Origin of the sequence: Bradyrhizobium sp. SZCCHNR1053, from assembly GCF_032381235.1 — a bacterium.
GTDB lineage: Bacteria > Pseudomonadota > Alphaproteobacteria > Rhizobiales > Xanthobacteraceae > Bradyrhizobium.
In genome coordinates this window covers 113552-132625 of record NZ_JAUHJM010000003.1, presented here as the reverse complement: position 1 = coordinate 132625, position 19074 = coordinate 113552, and the positions used below count along the sequence as shown (strand labels likewise).

The following is a 19074-nucleotide window of genomic DNA, read 5'->3' as shown; positions in this document are numbered from 1 at the left end:
GGCAAGCGGCCATAGCGCGATCAGCGCGGCTTGTCATTCAATTGGTAGTCCAGATGCGCCTTCACGGTCGGCCATTCGGCCGCGGTGATGCTGTAGACGACGGTATCCCGCAGCGTGCCGTTCGGCGCGATCTGGTGGCTGCGCAAAATGCCGTCCTGCTTGGCGCCGAGCCGCTCGATGGCGCGCCGGCTCTGGTGGTTGAAGAAGTGGGTTCGGAACTCGACCGCGATGCAGTTCATCGCCTCGAAGGCGTGCGCCAGCAGCAGCCGCTTGCACTGGGTGTTGAGCGCGCTGCGCTGCACCCGCTTCGCATACCAGGTCGAGCCGATCTCGACGCGACGGTTGGCGGCATCGACATTCATGTAGGTGGTCATGCCGGCGACGCGGCCGTCGGGGTCGAGCACCGTGAACGGCTGCATGCTGCCGGCCGCGAGCAGGCCGAGCCGGCGCTCGATCTCCTTGGCCATGGTCTCGGGTTTCGGAACTGCGGTGTACCACAGCTTCCACAATTCGCCGTCGCTGACCGCCTCGACCAGCGCGTCGTGATGGTCTGATGACAGCGGCACGAGGCTGGCGTGCGCGCCGCGGAGGGTGACTGGTTCGAGAAAGGGCATTTGACACTCCTTCCCCTCATCCTGAGGAGCAGCGCGCAGCGCTGCGTCTCGAAGGATGAGGCCGAGGTCGGGCCTCATGGTTCGAGACGCGCCTACGGCGCTCCTCACCATGAGGAGCAATTCCGAGAACGTTCTACGTTGCTCGTTATCATCCGCGCAGCGTCATGACGATGCCCAGCTGTCCTACTTGTTCAGAAAATTCAGCGGCAGGCCCGGCCGCGGCCAGTCCATCGCCACCAGCTCACCCCTGCCCGACAGCGTGATGTAGGCCGTCTTCAGCTCGGGACCGCCGAAGGCAATGTTGGTCGTCACGCGGTCACCGGTCGGCACCTGCTCGACCAGCGTGCCGTCGGGCGCGATCACGCTGATGCAGCCGGTCACCAGCGTGGCGACGCAGACATTGCCGTTCGCCTCGACCGCGAGCGAATCGAACATCTGGTAGCCGCCGAGGCCCGCGATCGGCCGGCCGCGCTCGCCGCGATAGATCACCTCGCGCGGCTTCACCGTGCCGGGCTCGGCGAGATCGTAGGCCCAGAGACGCGCGGTCGGCGTCTCCGCGATGTAGACGGTCTTCTCATCCGGCGACAACCCGATGCCATTGGCCGGCAGGATGCCGTGGACGGCCTCGACGATCTCGCTCATGCCGGGCTTGAGGTAGTAGAACGCGCCGACATCCATGTCGCGGGCGCGGCGCTTGCCGAGATCGGAGAACCACAGGCCGCCATGCCGGTCGAATACGAGGTCATTCGGTCCGCGCAGCGCGTGCTCGCCGCAGCGGCTGACCACGGTCTCGATCTTGCCGCTCTGCAGATCGACGCGCTGGATCGAGCCGCCGAGATAGTCCTCGGGCTGCGGGCCCGGCATGATCATCTTGCCGGTCGGAATCCAGGAGAAGCCGCCATTGTTGCAGATGTAGATCTTGCCGTCGGGCCCGAGGGCTGCGCCGTTCGGCCCGCCCGGAATCTGCGCCACGACCTCCTTGCGGCCGTCGGGAAACACCCGCGTCAGGCGCTTGCCGCGGATCTCGACCAGCACCACCGAGCCGTCGGGCATCACCACGGGCCCTTCCGGAAATTCCAGATCGGTGGCGAGCACGCGCATGTCGGACATCGGACGACCTCCCGCTTTCGTCGCCGCGCTGCGGCGCATTTGTTGTTAGGCGTGAGGTTATCGCAAACGTGCCGCTGCTTGCCAAGCAATCGGCGGGGTCCGGCGCCGCAGGGCTGGCCTGCAGCGTCTCGACACAAATCCGGGACGCCTCCGGCGGGGGTCAGCGAATCACCGGAACCCAGATCTCGAACCCGCCATCACCGGTCCTCGGATCGAAGCGCTGATCGTAGCGTTCGAAGCTCGGTGCGTCGGCGACCGTGCAGCCCGATTGCGGCAGCCAGTGATTCCAGATCGTGTTGACGGTGCGGCGGATGGTCGAGACGTGGCCCGGATGGGCGAACACGGCAAAGGTCGCGGCGGGAATCCGAACCTTGGCGAAGCTGCGCGGCAGGTCGGAGAAGTCGGTCACCGCGACTCCTGCCACGTAGTCGAAATTTCCGGCATCGTCGCCGTTGCAGCAGACACCGTAGGCGACATCTCCGATGCGAGCCGGGATCTCGTGCACCACCTGGTGGAAGCGCTGCCACAGCGCCGGGATACCGGCCCCATTGTCGTGGCTGAAGCGTTCGGAGACGCCCGCCACGAGCAGGGGCTTGGCCGTCACGAAGCGCGGGGCGGCGAGATCGTCGAGCGGGGTCTGGTCCATCATGATCGGCTCCTGAAGCGGCAGGCCATCGAGGCATGGGTTGGCGCGCACCGATTCCGGCGTGACGCCGAACTGGTCGCGGAACGCGCGCGTGAACGCTTCGTGGGAGCCGTAGTCAGCCTCAAGCGCGAGACTGAGAATGTCGGGTGCGCCAGAGGCCAGAGCCCGTGCCGCCTCGCTGAGACGGCGCAGCCTGACATAGCGCATCACCGAGACGCCGGTCGCCGCCGCGAACGCGCGCACGATGTGGAAGCGCGACACGCCGGCGATGGCCGCCACGTCATCCAACGTCAACGGCGCCGAAAGATGACTCTCGATGAACCAGAGCGCCTTCTGGGCCGGGTTGGTGGACACGCTTCTCTCCTATCGAAGCGCCCGATCCTGCGCGCGGAGATCCACGTGCGCTTGATCGTTATTGCGCTGCGGACCGTGCTATTTGCTGGTCGGCTTCGCCGGCGCCGCGTCCTTGGCAGCCGGCGCATCGGCCTTCTTCCTCAGCTCGTCCGCGAGCTTCGCCTGGGACGCCTTCAGCTCGTCGATCAGACCCTGCTGCGAGATCAGCGCGGCCTTCAGCGCCTGGATCTGGCGATTCGCCGCATCGAGCTTCTGCTGCTGATCGAGCGATTGCTTGGTCATCGTCTTCTGCAGGAAATCGATATTGCTCTGCAGACATGATGTCCGTCGATCCATCGCCTTTTCTGCAGTGCAGATTTCGATGCCCGGAATATCCTGCGCATGTCCGGCAGAACTCACACATATCGCGAGCACGCTCGCGGCAAAGATGATTCGCGCGGCAACGAATTTTCGCATCACAATTTTCTCATTGGCTTGCCCAACACATGATTTTGCGTGGAACTGACGGAGTTTCCTGATTGATACCATACTGAGACCTCAATCGCGCATTGAAGTTCCGGCCGGGACCCGTTTTTAGGGAGATGGACAGAATGGCTACGCGCGAAAAACGGCTGGCGCAATTCGACGGCAGCGGTGAGCCACCGCCGGGGCAGACGGTCGAGGTGCTGTGCGAAGATCACAGCGGCACCTATCAACTTCCGTTCCCCTGTTTCTACATTGATGGCAAATGGCACAACAAGGAATCCGGCGGCGCGCTCGAAGCCACTGTCATCGGCTGGCGCTTCCCGCGCGCGCGATTTGATGAGCGCAATGGACGCCGTCCGCAGCCGAGCTTCGTTGCCGATCGCGCTTCGTCTTATTGATCACACCGGGCCCTGAGTTCTGCTCAGGGCCGGTCTTGCCGAAAATACGGTTTCGAACGCAGATTGAGCATCACGACCGGATAGGCCATCAGCAACGCGCCGGTGACGACCGCAAGGACAGCCGTTCCAACGTCGAGCACACCGTCACCCCACGCCCGCCGCCACATCGCAATTGCGATCGGAAAGAACAGAATCAGCGCCGTCGCCAGCCCCGGCGAGAATCTGCCTCCACTGCGCAGGAACGGCAGAATGTGGAAGAAGATGGCGTTGATGATCATCAGCGCTGCGTAGGCGAGCGCGGCCGGCGGCCATGTCTCGGCAAGCTCTGCCTGCACCGCGCCGAGCACGACCACCAGCGCGTTCGTCACGTAGAAGTCGCTCCACTCGACCGGCAGCTTCATCACCGCACGCGCCCAATTGCGCCAATCGAACGTGTATTCCTCGAGAATATGCGCGCCATAGGCCGCGAGCGCGAGCCAAGCCAATGTGGTCAAGGTCATGATCGATGCTCCCCTCGCGGGTGATGGACCGGCGCCGGATCGGTCGCAAGGGGCAATGTAGAGCACCAAGGCGCGAGACGGGCAGCGCGCGCGCCGTGTTTCAAAATGCGACGCCGCTGCCTGCCGTCTTAATCCCTGGAACGCTGCTGGAACGAATCGCGTCCGAATCGGATGCCGCATCTGGTGCGCGACCTGTTCACGCTAGATATCGGACACGTCGGAGACGACCCACCACATCATGAGGAGAAGCATCGTGCCGCATGCCGCAACCGGATGCCAAAGATTAACGGAGAAGGAGCTCAGGCGTTCAGGTCCACGGCGTGACCGGGGGCACGTTGTCGGTCGCCGGCGGCATCTCGACCGTCTTGAAGTCGGCCGGGCTGACGATCTCCATATATTCCATGTCAGGGGAATAATCGTAGAGGTAGTGCACGATGCCGGGACGCTGGTGCACGACGTCGCCGGCCTTCACCAGGGTCGGCTTGTCCTCGTACATGAAGCGGGCCCAGCCCTTCATCATGATGACGATCTGGAAATCGCAATCATGACGATGCCAGCCGGTGCCATCCACCGGCGGACAATCCGGATTGGCCTTGACGAGGTGGCAGATCACCTGCCCGCCGGTGGCGTCGGCGATGCCCAGATCGCGATACAGGAAGAAGTCGCGCAACCCGCCGCCCGTGTAGGCGGTGTCGTCGGGCTTCACGTGCGAGAACTTGGTCACCACTGCATGCTGGTTCATGACGGCCTCCACCGGTTGATCCCGACATCGGCGACCGTTGCGGCCCATCGATCGGCCACAGCGGCCACCACGTCCGAAAGCGGATTGTGCCATGCGAAAACCACGCCACGCCCCGTTTGCAACGCAAAGATCGGCAGGCCAGGACGGCATCGCGGGCTGAACCGATTGCCAACAACCGGGTTTTGGCCGACTCCACACGGCAGTGGTGACGTGCTGACAGCTCACGCCACGCGCCGCGAAGACGCAGATCCGGCTTCAAATTGAGCAGCACCTGCCCGTGGCATGAGCCGTTCTCGCCGGAGCCGGCGGCTGCAAAGGGCCGCGGGCACGGGCCGCTGACGGCAGGACCCTAGTACTCGACCTCCAGCTCCTCGATCTCCTCGGGCTCGGCCTTGGCGGCCTCGATCCATTGCTGCATCTCCGGCAGCGCCATGATCAGGTCGGCATAGGCCCTGAGCTGCGGCTCGAGCTTCACGTCATAAGTCACGAAGCGCGTCACCACCGGCGCATACATCGCATCCGCCATGCCGCGCCCGCCGAACAGAAATGGGCCGCCGGATCTGTCCAGGCAGTCGCGCCAGATCGCCCAGATGCGGTCGATGTCGGCCTGCGCCCGCGTCCAGACCTTGAAGCCCGGGAAGTGGCCCTTGAGATTGACCGGCAGCGACGCCCGCAGGGTCGTGAAGCCGGAATGGATCTCGCCCGAAATCGAGCGACAATGCGCGCGCTGGATGCGGTCGGCAGGCAGTAGGCCCGCCTCCGGAAAGGTCTCGTTGAGATACTCGCCGATCGCCAGCGTATCCCAGATCGTCGCACCATCGTGGCGCAGGCACGGCACCAGGATCGAGGACGACAGCAGCAGGATCTCGGCGCGCGCCGATGCGTCGTCCGGACCGACCACGACCTCGTCGAAATCGAGCCCGGAAAATTTTGCGAGCAGCCAGCCGCGCAGCGACCACGACGAGTAATTCTTGCTGCTGATGGTCAACGTCGCTTTGGCCATGTCGCCCCTACCCTCTTGTCGCTTTGCCGCTTGTCGTTCGCCCATCGTGCCGCTCGTGCGAGCGGCATCATGCGCGGAGCCGGATACGTCAGAGATTTCAGCGAGCAAGCGACATGCCAGTTTTTCAGGCAAGCCTCGGCCACTCTGGCTCCGATATTGCATACAGCAATGCATGTAATGGATCGGACGCGATGGCGCTGCTGTACCAAGCCTATCAGAACCACATGGACCTGACCGAGCCGTGGCGCCAGAGCGCGGCAGCCGCCATGCGCTATCTCAACCTGATCCCATCAGGGCTATCCAGCCGCGCCATGCGGCGTCTGTCCGCCGCGCTCGAGCTGATCTCCCGCGCGGCCTTGACCTACGCTCGCCCGGCGTATGGCATCGACAGCGTGACGGTCGGCAACCGCGAGCTCGCCGTCACCGAAGAGGTCACGTTCGAGACGCCGTTCGGCTCGCTCCTGCACTTCAAGAAGGACGCTGCGCCGGATCAGCCCAAGGTGCTGCTGGTCGCGCCGATGTCCGGCCATTTCGCCACCCTGCTGCGCGGCACCGTGAAGACGCTACTGCAGGATCACGACGTCTACATCACAGACTGGCACAATCCGCGCGACATCCCGCGCGATCATGGCCGCTTCGGTCTGGAAGATTACACCGATCATCTCATCAGTTTTCTCAGCCAGCTCGGTCCGCGGCCGCACATGGTGGCGATCTGCCAACCGTCGGTGTCGGCACTCGCCGCGACCGCCGTGATGTGCGAGGACGAGCATCCGTCGCGCCCCGCCACCTTGACCTTGATGGCCGGACCGATCGACACGCGGATCCAGCCGACCAAGGTCAACGAGTTCGCCAAGAGCAAGCCGATCGACTGGTTCGAGGACAACCTGATCCACTACGTGCCCTTCCAGTGCAGGGGCGCCTTCCGCAAGGTCTATCCGGGCTTCGTGCAGCTCACGGCCTTCGTGTCGATGAATCTCGAGCGCCATGTGAAACAGCACATGGATCTCGCCAATCATCTCGCCAAGGGTGAGGTCGAGAAGGCGGAGACCATCAAGACGTTCTACGACGAGTATTTCGCGGTCATGGACCTTCCCGCCGAGTTCTACATCGAGACCGTGCGCGACGTGTTCCAGGAGCATCTGCTGCCGCAGGGCAAGCTGATGCATCGCGGCCGTCCCGTCGACCCGAAAGCGGTCCGGCGTATCGGCCTGATGACGGTGGAAGGCGAGCGCGACGACATCTGCTCGATCGGACAGACGCTCTCGGCGCAGGACATCTGCACCAATGTGCGTGCCTATCGGCGCGTCCATCACATGCAGGCCGGCGTCGGCCATTACGGCGTGTTCAGTGGCAAGAAGTGGAATAACGAGATCTATCCGCTGCTGCGGGATTTCGTGCACGTCAATTCGTGAAGCGGCCGCGCTGCACACGTTGCAGTGTCGCGGACGGCGCCTCCCCGAACTTGTCGCGATAGGCACCCGCCATCCGCCCGAGATGGGTGAAGCCGAGGTCGAAGGCGATGTCGATGATCCGCGCCTCCGGTGGAGCCGCCATCAATTGCGCATTGAGCCGCGCCAGCCGGATGTCGAGCAGCATGTCGGAGATCGACATGCCGAAATGGCGGCGGAAGCCGCCTTGCAGCGCCCGGATCCCCACGCCTGACGACGCCGCGAGTTGCGCCAGATCGAGCGGTTCGGCTGCGTGCGCCGCCAGGAGATCACGCGCCCGGCGGACGGCCTGCGGCAGCGTCTCGACCCGGCCGGAATGCAGCCTGATCGCCTCCGCCAGGCCATTGCCCGGCTGCTCGAACAGAATGTCCAGCAGCGTCTCGCGCCAATTGGCTGCCGCAACCGATGGCAGGCCGCGCCCACCGCCGAGACGCTCGGCGAGGTCGGCGAGCCCAAGCATGTGAGCCCGGAGCCGCGAGCCATGACATCCCGACAGCGCAATCGCGGGATCGAATTCGATCGGTTGCACCGCGCGCCCGGACAGCGCGGCGGCGCGCTGTTCCACGAGACGGCGGTCGAGCAACAGGATCAACTGGGCGCAAGCGTCCCAGACCATGCGCGTGGGCAATGTCGGAGACAGCAGCGATGCCGCATGGTCTGGCGCCGTGGTGACCTCGCCGGCCCCGGCGAAAACCCGCGCGGTCCCCGCCAGCGGAAGCTGCAGCAGAAAGAAGCGGTCGAGACAGCCGGGATCGATGCTTACCGCACCGCCATAGGCGACGTAGTTGATGGAAAAGCCATCGAATGCCGCACAATTATGCAGAGCGAGGAAATCGCGCGCAGTATCCGCCTCCGGCTGCAGCCCATGCGGACAGAAGATGCGGCCTATTTGTTCAGCGGCCTCATCGACATCGTGCGTTGCAACACGGCCATAGGCTGTAAGCCGCGGCACAGCCGGTGACTTCCAACTACGATCAGCGGCTGCATCTGCAGTCATGGCCTACGTCGTCCGTCGAGATCGTTTGAAACCTATAATAATTAGCAACTGACGTCGAGGGATTCGTTTTCTGGATAGACTTGGCGTCGCCCTGGCTTGATCCTCCCATGCGTGCAGCAAGGAGATCCGCCATGATCACACTGGAAAAAGGCATCACGCGCGCTGGCACCGGCTATGCCGGCAAGACCTGGAATATCCTGGGTCAGCTCTATTATCCCAAGGCCGTCACCGACTCCACGTTCGCCTTCGAGACCAACAGCGAGCCCGGGCAGTTCGTGCCGGTTCACGTTCATCCCACCCAGGACGAGTTCATCCTGGTGCAGGAAGGCGTCCTCGACCTCAAGCTCGACGGCGTCTGGGTCAAGGCGAATGCCGGCGACCTCGTGCGCATGCCGCGCGGCATTCCGCATGGCTATTTCAACAAATCCGACAAGCCGGCGCGCGCGCTGTTCTGGGTGTCGCCGATGCAGAAGCTGGAGGCGCTGTTCAACATGCTGGACAATCTCGCCGACCCGGCCGAAGTGGTGCGGATCTCGGCGGAGCACGAGGTCGACTTCCTGCCGCCCGAGGCCAACGACTAGGCGGCAGCGCCGGGCCCGGCGAGCGCTCCTCAATTGTTGCGGTACGGACGGAGCGCGATCATCGCTATCGGCCCGGTGCGTGCAGCATGAGCAACGGCTGCGCCTGAACGACATGCGATCGGCGAGATCCTTCTCGCCCTGATTTCGAAGCTGGCTTGTCCGTCGGCATCGCACATCTCGGTCGCGCCGGGCGACCTTCGTCACCATCGAACTCTTGCGGCGCGGCGGGTGCGCGGCTGCGCGCTCGACAACAAGGAGGTCCCATGATCAGCCGAAAGAATGTCTGTGTGATCGGCGCCGGTGTCTCCGGCCTGGCTGCAGCCAAAGCATTCACCGCCCGCGGGCACGACGTCACCATCGTCGAACGGAGCGCCGATCTCGGCGGCGTCTGGGAGCCCGCGCGGTCCTATCCCGACGTGCAGACGCAGAGTCCCAAGGAGCTCTATCGCTACACCGACAAGGCGATGCCGGATCACTATCCCGAATGGCCGAAGGGACCGCAGGTCTATGCCTATCTTGCCGACTACGCGAAGTCCCACGACCTCATCCGCCTGATGCGGTTGAACACGACCGTCCTTGCGATGCAGCGCCGCAGTGACGGCAAGCCTGGATGGAGCCTCGACCTCAAAACCGGAGACCGAACGAGCCGGGAGGATTTCGATTTCGTCGCCGTCTGCACCGGTCAGTTCAACGAGCCGCAGACGTTGTCGCTTGCCGGCGAAGATCAGTTCGCGGCCGCCGGCGGCTTGATCCTGCATTCCTCGAAATACAACGATGCCGCGCTCACGAGGGGGCGCGACGTGGTGGTCCTCGGCGGCTCGAAATCGGCAACCGACATCGCGGTCAACGCCGTGCGCTCCGGCGCGCGCTCGGTCACGATCGTGCTTCGTGAAGCGGTGTGGCGCATTCCCTACTTCATCGGCGGTCTGATCAACTTCAAGCGCATCCTCTATATCCGCGCCCAGGAGCAGATGTTCCCAAGCTGGGGCATCGGCCCGCTCTCGCGCCTTGCCCATCTGCTGGCCAAGCCGCTCGTCTGGGCCAATTGGCGCGGCCTGGAGAGTCTGCTCAAGACGCAGTTGAAGCTCGCCAAATGCAACATGGTGCCGAAAGGCAGGATCGAGGACGGCGTGAACTGCTCCGTCCCGATCGCGACGCCCGACTTCTTCCCGATGGTCGCAGACGGCCGGATCAAGGCCGTCTACGGCACCTTCGACCATTATGAGCCGAACACCGTCGTGACCAGCGGCGGTGAACGAATTCCGGCCGACGTCGCGATCCTCGCCATCGGCTACAAGCTCGGGGTCCCGTTCCTGTCGGCAGCCGACCGCGCCAGACTGGTCGATCCGGACGGGCAGTACCGGCTCTATCGGCTGATCGCCAATCCCGATCTTCCCGACATGGGCTTCGTCGGCTTCAATTCGAGCTTCTGCACCGTGCTCTGTGCGGACATGGCCGCCAACTGGCTGGTGCGGTATGCCGACAAGCAATTGGCGCATCAACCGAGCGAGCGCGAGATGCGCGACAACATCGAGATGATGCTGCATTTCAAGCGGATCGAGCGCCCTGCCGCCGGCGTCTATGGCGGACTTTGCGTCGCGCCCTATCACTTCAAGCATTTCGACGAACTGCTTGCAGACATCGGCGCCCAGCGCCGACGGCGCAACCCGTTGGCCGAGATGTTCACGCCGCCCGATGCGGACGCGTATAACGACTTTCTCGCATCCGCGCCGGCCTATCAGGCCGGCTGAGGTAGCGGCGAGCAGCCTCGCCACACTACTAACACAGTGACGCCGCAAGCGAGACGCATTGCAGGGACGGCCGTATGCGCCGACGCCGGCGCTGGCCTTCCTGGCAAGGCCGGGCTATCCAAAGCGCCCCCGGCCTCCAGCCGTTCGCCTCGGAGCCTGCCATGATACTCTCGCCCCATCTCCGCATCATCGGTCTCGCCGCTTCGGCCGCGTTCCTCCTGACCACCGCGGCCCAAGCTGCAGAAGTCCACGTCATGATCTCCGGCGGCATGACCGCTGCGTTCAAATCCCTGGTGCCGGAGTTCGAGCGGCGCTCGGGTCACAAGGTCACGATTGCCTACGGCCCGTCGATGGGAACGACCACGAATGCGATTCCCGTTCGCCTCGAGCGCGGCGAACCTGCCGATGTCCTCATCATGGTGGGCTACGCGCTCAGCGATCTCACCACCAAGGGCAAGGTGATGCCCGATAGCCGTGCGGACCTCGCCAATTCGCCGATCGGCGTCGCGGTCAAGTCGGGGATGCCGCATCCCGATATTTCGAACGCGGAAGCCGTGAAGCGCATGCTGATCGCCGCCAAGACCATCGCCTATTCGGACAGCGCCAGCGGCGTCTACGTCTCCACCGAGATGTTCGATAAGCTTGGCATCAAGGACGAGATGAAAGGCAAGGCGCGGATGATTCCGGCCACTCCCGTCGGCGAGATCGTCGCCCAGGGCGAAGCGGAGATCGGCTTTCAGCAGATCAGCGAGCTCAAGCCGGTGAAGGGCATCGACATCGTCGGGCCGCTGCCGGCCGGACTGCAGAAGATCACGGTGTTCTCCGCCGGCATCGCTACGGCCGCCAAGGAGCCGGAGGCCGGCAAGGCGCTCATCACGTTCCTGGAATCACCGGATGCGCGTCATGTCATCACGGAAAGCGGCCTCGATCCGATCGTGAGGCGGGCGCCGAACTGAGATGAAGCGCGCCGGCTGAGACGATGGCTCTCCCCCGCCTGTGGCGTGGGAGAGTTCGGCAGGCAGCGTCGGTGCGCCTACTGGGTGAGCAAAGTCGATTCGCTCAGATTGTTGGCGCCGTAGGCTTTCTTGAGCAGGCCGTTCGCCTTGGAATCCGTCATGAACTTGGTGACGAAGGCCAGCGACTGCGGATGCTTCAGCGGCACCGCAACCGCGGTATCCGTCTTCTTGAAGGTCTCGGCGAGCACCTTGGTGCCGGAAATCTGCTTGGTGATGAGATTCAGTTGATCGCGCGCCAGCGCGAGCGCGTCGATCTCGCCCGCGCTGAGCAGCGCGTAGACTTCCTCGTAGGACTTGAAGCCGGTGACGGTCGCCTTCTTCAGGAAGGCCTTGGCACCGCGCAGCACGGTCGTGTCGTTGATGGCCGCAACCTCGGTGCCGGCCTGGTCCAGCGCCGCGATGTTGGCGACGTCGAGACCGGCGCGGATGATGAAGGTGGTCTCGACCGAATCGTAGACCGGACCGAACGAGACCTTGGTTTCGCGCTCCGCGTCCTTCGGCATGAAGGCCACATCCCAGACGCCCCGAGCAGCTTCATCGGTGATCGCATTGGAATTCGGATGCTCGACGAACTCGACGGGCACACCGACCTGCGCGGCCATCGCCTTGCCCAGTTCGACCGGAACGCCTGAATAGCCGCTGTCCGACTTGACGCACCAGAACGCACCGCCGGCGGGGCCAACGGCAATGGCGACGCGAAGCTTGCCCGTCGGCGCGATTTCTTCCTTCAAGCCGGCTGCGCCCGCGGCGTGGCCGGCAAACGTGACTACCGCAGCTACCAGGGCTGCGTCACGCAGCCAGCGCCAAAACGCCATGGCCCTCTCCCATTGGATTGCAAGTTGGATACGAGCCGCACCTTGCCGGGAGCACCGTTAAATACAGCTTACCTCGCTTACGCAAAGCAGCATGCGACGCGCAAAACTTGCGCGTCGCAATTGCGGTTTCAAATAACTCGATACCGAAAACCGATTAAGCGTCGCTTAAACGCAGCGGCGAACCGCGACGCCATTGACGATCACCGTGCGGCACGCCGCGGCCGCCACCGGCGGCTTGCGAACCACCACGGCGCCCGCCGCACCGGCGCAGCCGGCCCGCACGACGCCGCGTGCGCAGACCACGGCATTGGCATCCGACATCGACACGAACGGCATCGCCGCCAGGATGAACAATCCGCACAGCGTGGAAATAATGGCACGTGAGACAATGGCGCTCATCTTCAAACTCCTGATCATGATCTGATTGGTCAAATATCCACCCCGTCGCGACCTTGCCTGGGACTTCCCCGCCCGACAATTGTGACAATTTGGGTGGATCGCGCTCGTATGCATCTCGGATGGTAACCATGGACGGCAGCCGCTCCGCATCAGCGATTGGCCGCGAACTGCGCGAGCATGCCCTTGCAGCCAGGCGTCAGCGCGCCGGCATTGGCCGCGAGGCACTGCGCAATCCGGCCACCACCTGGCTCGATGCCGCTGCACAACGCCCGCGCGTCCGCGCCGCACGCCGCCCTCACGATGCGCAACTCCTCGAGCGGCCGCAGCGGTCGCAGCACCAGCGCCGGCGCCGTCGGTGCAGCGGTGGTTGCCACCGCGGGCGCGGCGACAGCCGCAGTTGCCGGCGCGGCACCACCGCTCGAAGCCGCCATGGCCTGAGCGCAGGGAGCGGACACCTTGGCCTTGTTCTGCTCCAGGCATTGCAGCGCCGCCGCGCCGCCCGGCGGCACGCTGCTGCACACCTTGCGGTAATCGGAGCCGCAGGCACTTCGGATCGCGGCAACCTGCGCCTCGCTCGGCTTGACCGCAGGCGCCGACGCAGCCGGCTTGGCCGCAGCCGTGGCGGACTGGGCAGGCACGGCCGGGACGGACGCGGCCGGCTGCGCCGCGACCTTCGGAGGCTCGGCGGGAGGCTTGCTCGCCTCGGCGGCGGCCGGCCTGCTCTCGGCCGGTGGCGCCGAATCCGGCTTGGCTTGCACGACAGGCTTGGCCTCTGCCGCGGGTTTGGCTTCTGCCGCAGGCTTGGTCTCCGCGGCAGGCTCGAGCGCCTTGACCGCCGTCTGACAAGATGAGGACAGGCTCGCGATGTTCTTCTGCAGGCATTGGAACGCCGCCGTGCCGCCGGGCGGCACGCTCGCGCATTTCGACATGTAGTCCGACCGGCATGCCGACTTGATCGCGTTGCGCTGCGCATCGCTCTGCGCCAGCGCCTCCGTTGCAGCAAGGCCGGCCGCCGCGACCATCCCGAGCACCAGCATTCTCCTGAAGCGATTGATCATCGATCGATCCTCAATGGTGTCGTGCTTCAATCTCTCGTCGCCACCGCGGTCGCCTGCATGGTGGCCAATCAGATCTCATCAGTATCAGCACGCGCATATCGGCCCAGGTTGCGCCGGCAGCGCGTGCCTGGCAATTGGGAAAATTTGGGTGGATCGCATTCTCACTCCGCCGGCGCCTCCCGCAGCGCCGGCTGCGCCGCCGGAAGCTCCGGCGGCAGGATCAGCGCGGCGATGACCGCAACCAGGCAGAGCACGGCGAACGCCTGCAGCATGGTGACGAAGCCGCCGCGCTCATACAGCCAGGCGACCAGGCCAACCGAGGCGCCGGCCGCGGTGAAGCCGACGAAGTAGCGCACCGCATAGGCGCGCGAGCGCCATTCCTCGGCCGTGTATTTGCCGACCATGGCGTCATTCACGGTGACCTGCCCGAACGCACCCATGACGATGCCGATCGAGGCCACGATCAGCGCCCAGTCGCGCGCGTCGGCGGCGAGATACAGCAGCGGCGCCAGCACCAGCGACAGCGGCAGCGCGATCGTCTTCAGCGCGTGGCGATCGAGCAGCCGCCCTATCGTGTACTGCGTCATCGCGCCGAACACGTAGACGCCGGCCGCGATCACGCCGAGCAGCGCCGGGCTCTGCGTCAACCCGGCCAGCCGCTCCGCGAACAGCTTTGGCAGCGCCACGGTGATCGCGTTGAACGTCGTGGAGATCGCGATCACCACCAGCAGCAGCGCGAGCACCACGCGCCACATCTGGTCGCGCGCGACACGGGCCTGCGCCGCGGCCTGCTTCGATCCGCGGCGGTCCTCATGCACGACCGACAGCGCGAACACCACGCCGATCGCCACCGTGATCACCCCGGGTACGATGAAGGCGAAGCGCCAGCCGAGATATTGCCCGACCACGCCGGTGACCAGCGCCGACGAGGCGACGCCGAGATTTCCGAACACGCCGTTCAGCCCCATGTCGCGACCGAGCCGGTCGGCGTAGGACACCAGCATCGCGGTTCCCACCGGGTGATAGATCGAGGCGAACAGGCCGATCGAAAGCAGCGCCGCGCCGAGCTGCCACGGCGTCTGCACCAGGCCGACCGAGATCATCGACAGGCCGATGCCGAGATAGAAGATCAGCATCATGTGCCGCCGGCTCCAGCGGTCGCCGAGCCAGCCGGTCAGGAGCGACCCGGCGCCGAAGGCGACGAATCCCGGCGTCGCATAGGGCAGCAGGTCCGCATAGGCCATGCCGAGCGCCGGGCCCATGATGATGACCGCGGCTGCGAAGATCAGCATCGCATAGTGGTCGATGAAATGGGCCGCGTTGACGAAGCCGATGACGCGGCGGGCGCTGTTCATGGGAGCTGTCCTCGATTCCTGACGGATCGGTTATAGTCGACGCGACCAACGAGAAGCCGCCAATGACCATCGTGGACACGCCATTGAAGCCGCTCGGCGCCGATCGGGTGACGACCGAGCCCGGCGTCCATCTGATCGCGCGCCTCTATCACAAGGGTGCGCGGCTCGATCCGCACATGCACCGCGAATCCCAGTTGATCTACGCCTCGCGCGGCACGATGCAGGTCACGACGCCGCGGGGACGCTGGCTGGTGCCACCGGACCGCGCGGTCTGGGTGCCGGCGCGCCATGGCCACGCCATCGACATGCTGGCCGACAGCCAGATGCGGACGCTGTATTTCGAGCTGGACTGGCTGAAGCGGGAGACGCGGGGCGCGCGGCTCGACCGCGAGTTCGTGGTGCAGGTCTCGCCGCTGCTGCACCAGGCGATCCTGGCGCTGTTCGCGGCGGACGGCGGGCCCGAGCGCACGGCGCTGCTGGTGCGGCTCGCTCTGCTCGAATTGCGCCGCGCCGAGGACTCCTCGACCTTCATCCCCTTGCCGCAGGATCCGCGCGCGCGCCGTGCCGCCCAGCTCGTCCTCGCCTCTCCCGCGAGCGAGGAGGACCTGGCGACCCTGGCGGGCAAGGTCGGCAGCTCGGCCCGCACCCTGTCGCGGCTGTTCGCGGCGGAGACGCGGCTGAGCTTCAAGGCGTGGTGCCAGCGTGCCCGGATCGCCGCCGCGATCGAGCGGCTGTCCACCGACCGTCACCTCTCCGTCAAGCAGCTCGCCGCCGATCTCGGCTATGCCAGCGTGCCGGCGTTTTCGCATGCCTTCAGGCAGGTCACCGGCCGCACTCCGACCGAATTCGCGGAGCAGACAGGTGCATGACACGCCGGCCGCATATGCACGCCGCGACGGCGGCGTTGACGATTTGTTATGTTTGAATGTGACCAGCTTTGCCATAAATCCATGTAACATCGCCTTCATCACGCTCTGGGATTCGACCGACATCAGATGGCCAATGCCTTTTTCACCGACCTGATCACCACAATTTCCGAGCGAGGCCGGACGCTGCTGCGCGGCGGCGGCGCCCCTGTCGAGAAGCACGATGCGACGAGCCTGGCCGAGCTGTGCGAGGCGCTGGTGTCCGGCGCCGGCGAGGCCTCGGGCACGGCGATGGCCCGCGACGTGCTCGACGGCTATCACGATCTCGACCCCGAGGGGCGCAAGGCGTTCTTCACCGCGCTGGTCCATGATTTCGGGCCCGACAAGGCCAGGCTCGCCAAGGCGATCGACGACTGGCGCGCGGCGCCGTCGGACGAGGGCGCGAGCGCGCTGCATTTCGCCTCCGAGCCGCGCCGGCAGGAGCTGATCCGCCGGCTCAACCGCGCGCCGGGCGGCACGCCCGAGCTGGTGGCGATGCGCACCGATCTCCTGGATCTGTTGAAGGCCAATCCGGAACTCGCCGCGCTCGATCGTGACGTGGTGCATCTCTTGAGCTCGTGGTTCAACAGGGGGTTTCTCGTGCTGCGCAAGATCGACTGGTCGACGCCGGCGAACATTCTGGAGCAGATCATCCGCTACGAGGCGGTGCATGAGATCCACGACTGGGACGATCTGCGCCGCCGCATCGATCCGGTCGACCGCCGCTGCTACGCCTTCTTCCATCCGGCGATGCCCGACGCGCCCCTGATCTTCGTCGAGATCGCGCTGACCGAGACGATCCCCGGCGCCATCGCGCCGCTGCTCGCGGTCGACCGTCCGCCGGTGCCGGCCGACCGCGCCCGCACCGCCGTGTTCTATTCGATCTCCAACACCCAGCGCGGGCTCGGCGGCATCTCGTTCGGCAACTTCCTGATCAAGCAGGTGGTGGAGGAGTTGAGGCGCGAGCTGCCGAAGCTCGACACCTTCGTCACGCTGTCGCCGGTGCCGGGCTTCATGAATTGGCTGAAGTCGACGGCCGATGCGACCGAAGAGGATCGCAACGTGCTGAAGCTGCTGAACGAGCCGCGCTGGGTCGAGGACGCCGAGATGTCCGCCGAGTTGCGCCCCGTGATCGAGCCGCTCGCCGCGCACTACTTCCTGAGGGCGCGCACGTCGAAGGGAAAGGTGATCGATCCCGTCGCCCGCTTCCACCTCGGCAACGGCGCGAGGCTCGAGCGCATCAACTGGCTCGGCGACCTCTCGTCCAAGGGCCAGCGCGAATCCGCGACCGTGATGGTGAACTATCTGTATCGGCTCGAGGACATCGAGAAGAACCACGAAGCCTATGCCAATGACGGCGAGGTCGTCGCCTCCAGCGCGGTCAAGAAGCTGCTGCGCGCCGAGGGCCGGCGGCTGCTGGATATGCGGCTGTCGTCGTAATTGGTCCCCTATACGGCGCATGGGACGAACCACGCGAACCACAAAGTCAGTGTCATCCCGGCGAACGCCGGGATCCATAACCCCAGGACGTGATTTGGGGCGGACTCGTCGTTAGACCTCGCGTCCCACATCCGCCGCGGAGTATGGGTCCCGGCGTTCGCCGGGACGACGCTGTAGGAAAACCGCTTTCACATCTCAAACAGCTGGAGGACGTGCGACCGCGGCCTCGCGGCGCCTGACGCCCGAGTGCTGCGAAACACGTCACCCTCATCAAATACAGAGGGCGCAGGGAAGACCGGGTGCTGGCCGCAACCCATGGCCCCCGTGCGGGAAAAAGTGCACGGGGCAGGAACCACAGGTACGACCGGTGCATTCCGGCCTTCCCTGCGCGATGGTTGAACGGTGTCCTTCGTGCTCTCCCTGGGGATCGGGCTTTCTTGCCCCCATCGCCCGCGCGTGCCGTCAAGCAACGCTTGCGGACTTGACCTCAGCGTCGAGAGGCCAGGACCACACGACTTCTCCGTCCGCCCAGACGCCGGTCGTCACCCGACATCTCCACGGCCACCGCATCCCTGCCCCGACGTTCGTGACGACGCGTACGCCCCTCTGCGATGAGGCAGGATGCATGCATCATTGCTGATTTTCGGAATTTGTCAAGCGGAAAGATCTGGGCGCCGCTCACAACGCCTTCTGCGTCGCCTCCACATGCCGCGCGAAGCTGTCGAGAATCGCCTGCCAGCCACCCTGCTGCTGCTCGACCGAGTGGGTCGTTTCGGCATCGAAGACGACGCGAACGACAACACCCTTCGGGCCGGGCTCGAAGTGAACTTCCGCCTGCCGGTCGCCGAAGGCGTATGCGATCAGCTTGTGCTCGACGATCTTGGTGTAGGTGCCGGCGAAGTCGAACCCCATGCTGCCGTCCTTGGCCTCCATCCGCGACGAGAACGCGCCGCCTTCGCGCAGGTCGACCGTGGCCTTGGTCGTATGCCAATCGTCCGACGCGGCGTTCCACTTCACGATATCGGCCGGCGTCGTATAGGCGCGCCAGACCTGATCGATCGGGGCTGTGACGGTGGTTTCGACGATGATCCGCATGGATGTTGCTCCGGCTTCGGTTGTGACGGGAGCTGCACGGGTGCAGGCCCGGTGTTGGTCCAAGGACGGCCCAGACCGGCAAGTCCCGACACGCCGCGGGACAAATCTTGCGCTCTGGGGAACCGCTTCGCTGACTCAGATGGAACGCTTCGAGCCGCGTGGACTACCCCGAAATTCGGAAGAAGAGGAGATTTGGCGTCGTCCTTCAACCAACAGGAGCGTTGAAAAACCAAGCGGAATTTGCCTTGAGCAGGTACGAGGCGTGACACAAACTCACACCGGTCCAAGGTACTCCCCCCTGCTACCCGGCCGGGGTCGAAACACCCTCTGGAGTGTTATGATAATGGATTCTATAGTCGCATGGTCAGTCCGCCCCTTCGGA

The 19074-nt window shown here is 65.0% G+C and carries 20 protein-coding genes; 7 read left to right on the top strand and 13 right to left on the bottom strand.

Going from position 1 to position 19074, the window contains the following annotated elements:
* Positions 1-20: 20 nt before the first annotated feature.
* The 4 genes from QX051_RS09750 to QX051_RS09735 all read right to left on the bottom strand — a co-directional run bounded on the left by QX051_RS09750 (position 21) and on the right by QX051_RS09735 (position 3180).
* On the bottom strand, positions 21-614 hold the full coding sequence (locus QX051_RS09750) for a GNAT family protein (protein ID WP_315775948.1): 594 nt from the start codon (positions 612-614) through the stop codon (positions 21-23).
* Positions 615-797: 183 nt separating this feature from the next.
* Positions 798-1724: an SMP-30/gluconolactonase/LRE family protein gene (locus QX051_RS09745; RefSeq protein WP_315775947.1), complete on the bottom strand. Its 927-nt coding sequence runs from the start codon at positions 1722-1724 to the stop codon at positions 798-800.
* Between the two features lie 160 nt (positions 1725-1884).
* Positions 1885-2724: an AraC family transcriptional regulator gene (locus tag QX051_RS09740; RefSeq protein WP_315738613.1), complete on the bottom strand. Its 840-nt coding sequence runs from the start codon at positions 2722-2724 to the stop codon at positions 1885-1887.
* A 78-nt stretch (positions 2725-2802) separates the two neighbouring features.
* On the bottom strand, positions 2803-3180 hold the full coding sequence (locus QX051_RS09735) for a hypothetical protein (protein ID WP_315738614.1): 378 nt from the start codon (positions 3178-3180) through the stop codon (positions 2803-2805).
* A 134-nt stretch (positions 3181-3314) separates the two neighbouring features.
* Between QX051_RS09735 and QX051_RS09730 the strand changes: the two genes are divergently transcribed.
* Positions 3315-3587 (top strand): hypothetical protein, encoded by a 273-nt coding sequence (locus QX051_RS09730; RefSeq protein WP_315718054.1) that lies wholly within the window; start codon positions 3315-3317, stop codon positions 3585-3587.
* Positions 3588-3610: 23 nt separating this feature from the next.
* On the opposite strand, the gene QX051_RS09725 is transcribed toward QX051_RS09730, so the two are convergent.
* The 3 genes from QX051_RS09725 to QX051_RS09715 all read right to left on the bottom strand — a co-directional run bounded on the left by QX051_RS09725 (position 3611) and on the right by QX051_RS09715 (position 5832).
* Positions 3611-4087 (bottom strand): HXXEE domain-containing protein, encoded by a 477-nt coding sequence (locus QX051_RS09725; protein ID WP_315738615.1) that lies wholly within the window; start codon positions 4085-4087, stop codon positions 3611-3613.
* A 307-nt stretch (positions 4088-4394) separates the two neighbouring features.
* Positions 4395-4829 carry a cupin domain-containing protein gene (locus tag QX051_RS09720; protein ID WP_315775946.1) on the bottom strand — a complete coding sequence of 145 codons (435 nt, stop codon included), beginning with the start codon at positions 4827-4829 and terminating at the stop codon, positions 4395-4397.
* A gap of 349 nt (positions 4830-5178) precedes the next feature.
* A complete protein-coding gene (locus tag QX051_RS09715) occupies positions 5179-5832 on the bottom strand; it encodes a glutathione S-transferase family protein (protein WP_315775945.1) in 654 nt (217 codons plus the stop codon).
* Between the two features lie 191 nt (positions 5833-6023).
* On the opposite strand from QX051_RS09715, the gene QX051_RS09710 reads away from it, so the two are divergent.
* Positions 6024-7244 carry a polyhydroxyalkanoate depolymerase gene (locus QX051_RS09710; RefSeq protein WP_315775944.1) on the top strand — a complete coding sequence of 407 codons (1221 nt, stop codon included), beginning with the start codon at positions 6024-6026 and terminating at the stop codon, positions 7242-7244.
* On the opposite strand, the gene QX051_RS09705 is transcribed toward QX051_RS09710, so the two are convergent.
* Positions 7234-8277, bottom strand: coding sequence for an AraC family transcriptional regulator (locus QX051_RS09705; RefSeq protein WP_315775943.1), 1044 nt, complete (start codon positions 8275-8277; stop codon positions 7234-7236). The genes QX051_RS09710 and QX051_RS09705 overlap by 11 nt on opposite strands.
* 131 nt (positions 8278-8408) lie before the next feature.
* Between QX051_RS09705 and QX051_RS09700 the strand changes: the two genes are divergently transcribed.
* From QX051_RS09700 to QX051_RS09690, 3 genes are all read left to right on the top strand, one after another.
* Positions 8409-8858: a cupin domain-containing protein gene (locus QX051_RS09700; protein WP_315718048.1), complete on the top strand. Its 450-nt coding sequence runs from the start codon at positions 8409-8411 to the stop codon at positions 8856-8858.
* Between the two features lie 263 nt (positions 8859-9121).
* Complete coding sequence (locus QX051_RS09695) at positions 9122-10609, top strand: NAD(P)/FAD-dependent oxidoreductase (RefSeq protein ID WP_315775942.1); 1488 nt, start codon at positions 9122-9124, stop codon at positions 10607-10609.
* A 161-nt stretch (positions 10610-10770) separates the two neighbouring features.
* A complete protein-coding gene (locus tag QX051_RS09690; protein WP_315775941.1) occupies positions 10771-11565 on the top strand; it encodes a substrate-binding domain-containing protein in 795 nt (264 codons plus the stop codon).
* A 77-nt stretch (positions 11566-11642) separates the two neighbouring features.
* On the opposite strand, the gene QX051_RS09685 is transcribed toward QX051_RS09690, so the two are convergent.
* The 4 genes from QX051_RS09685 to QX051_RS09670 form a co-directional block, all read right to left on the bottom strand.
* Positions 11643-12440, bottom strand: coding sequence for a transporter substrate-binding domain-containing protein (locus QX051_RS09685; protein WP_315738623.1), 798 nt, complete (start codon positions 12438-12440; stop codon positions 11643-11645).
* Positions 12441-12605: 165 nt separating this feature from the next.
* Entirely contained in the window at positions 12606-12839 is a 234-nt protein-coding gene (locus tag QX051_RS09680; RefSeq protein ID WP_315718042.1) for a hypothetical protein, read from the bottom strand.
* 149 nt (positions 12840-12988) lie between these two features.
* A complete protein-coding gene (locus QX051_RS09675; RefSeq protein WP_315775940.1) occupies positions 12989-13897 on the bottom strand; it encodes a hypothetical protein in 909 nt (302 codons plus the stop codon).
* 161 nt (positions 13898-14058) lie between these two features.
* The gene (locus tag QX051_RS09670; protein WP_315775939.1) at positions 14059-15252 is read right to left on the bottom strand and encodes an MFS transporter; all 1194 of its coding nucleotides are present in this window, start codon (positions 15250-15252) and stop codon (positions 14059-14061) included.
* Positions 15253-15314: 62 nt separating this feature from the next.
* Between QX051_RS09670 and QX051_RS09665 the strand changes: the two genes are divergently transcribed.
* On the top strand, positions 15315-16121 hold the full coding sequence (locus tag QX051_RS09665) for a helix-turn-helix transcriptional regulator (RefSeq protein ID WP_315775938.1): 807 nt from the start codon (positions 15315-15317) through the stop codon (positions 16119-16121).
* A gap of 126 nt (positions 16122-16247) precedes the next feature.
* Positions 16248-17597 carry a malonyl-CoA decarboxylase gene (locus QX051_RS09660; protein ID WP_315775937.1) on the top strand — a complete coding sequence of 450 codons (1350 nt, stop codon included), beginning with the start codon at positions 16248-16250 and terminating at the stop codon, positions 17595-17597.
* Between the two features lie 678 nt (positions 17598-18275).
* Here QX051_RS09660 and QX051_RS09655 read toward each other — a convergent pair.
* Complete coding sequence (locus QX051_RS09655; protein ID WP_315775936.1) at positions 18276-18692, bottom strand: SRPBCC family protein; 417 nt, start codon at positions 18690-18692, stop codon at positions 18276-18278.
* Positions 18693-19074: the final 382 nt, after the last annotated feature.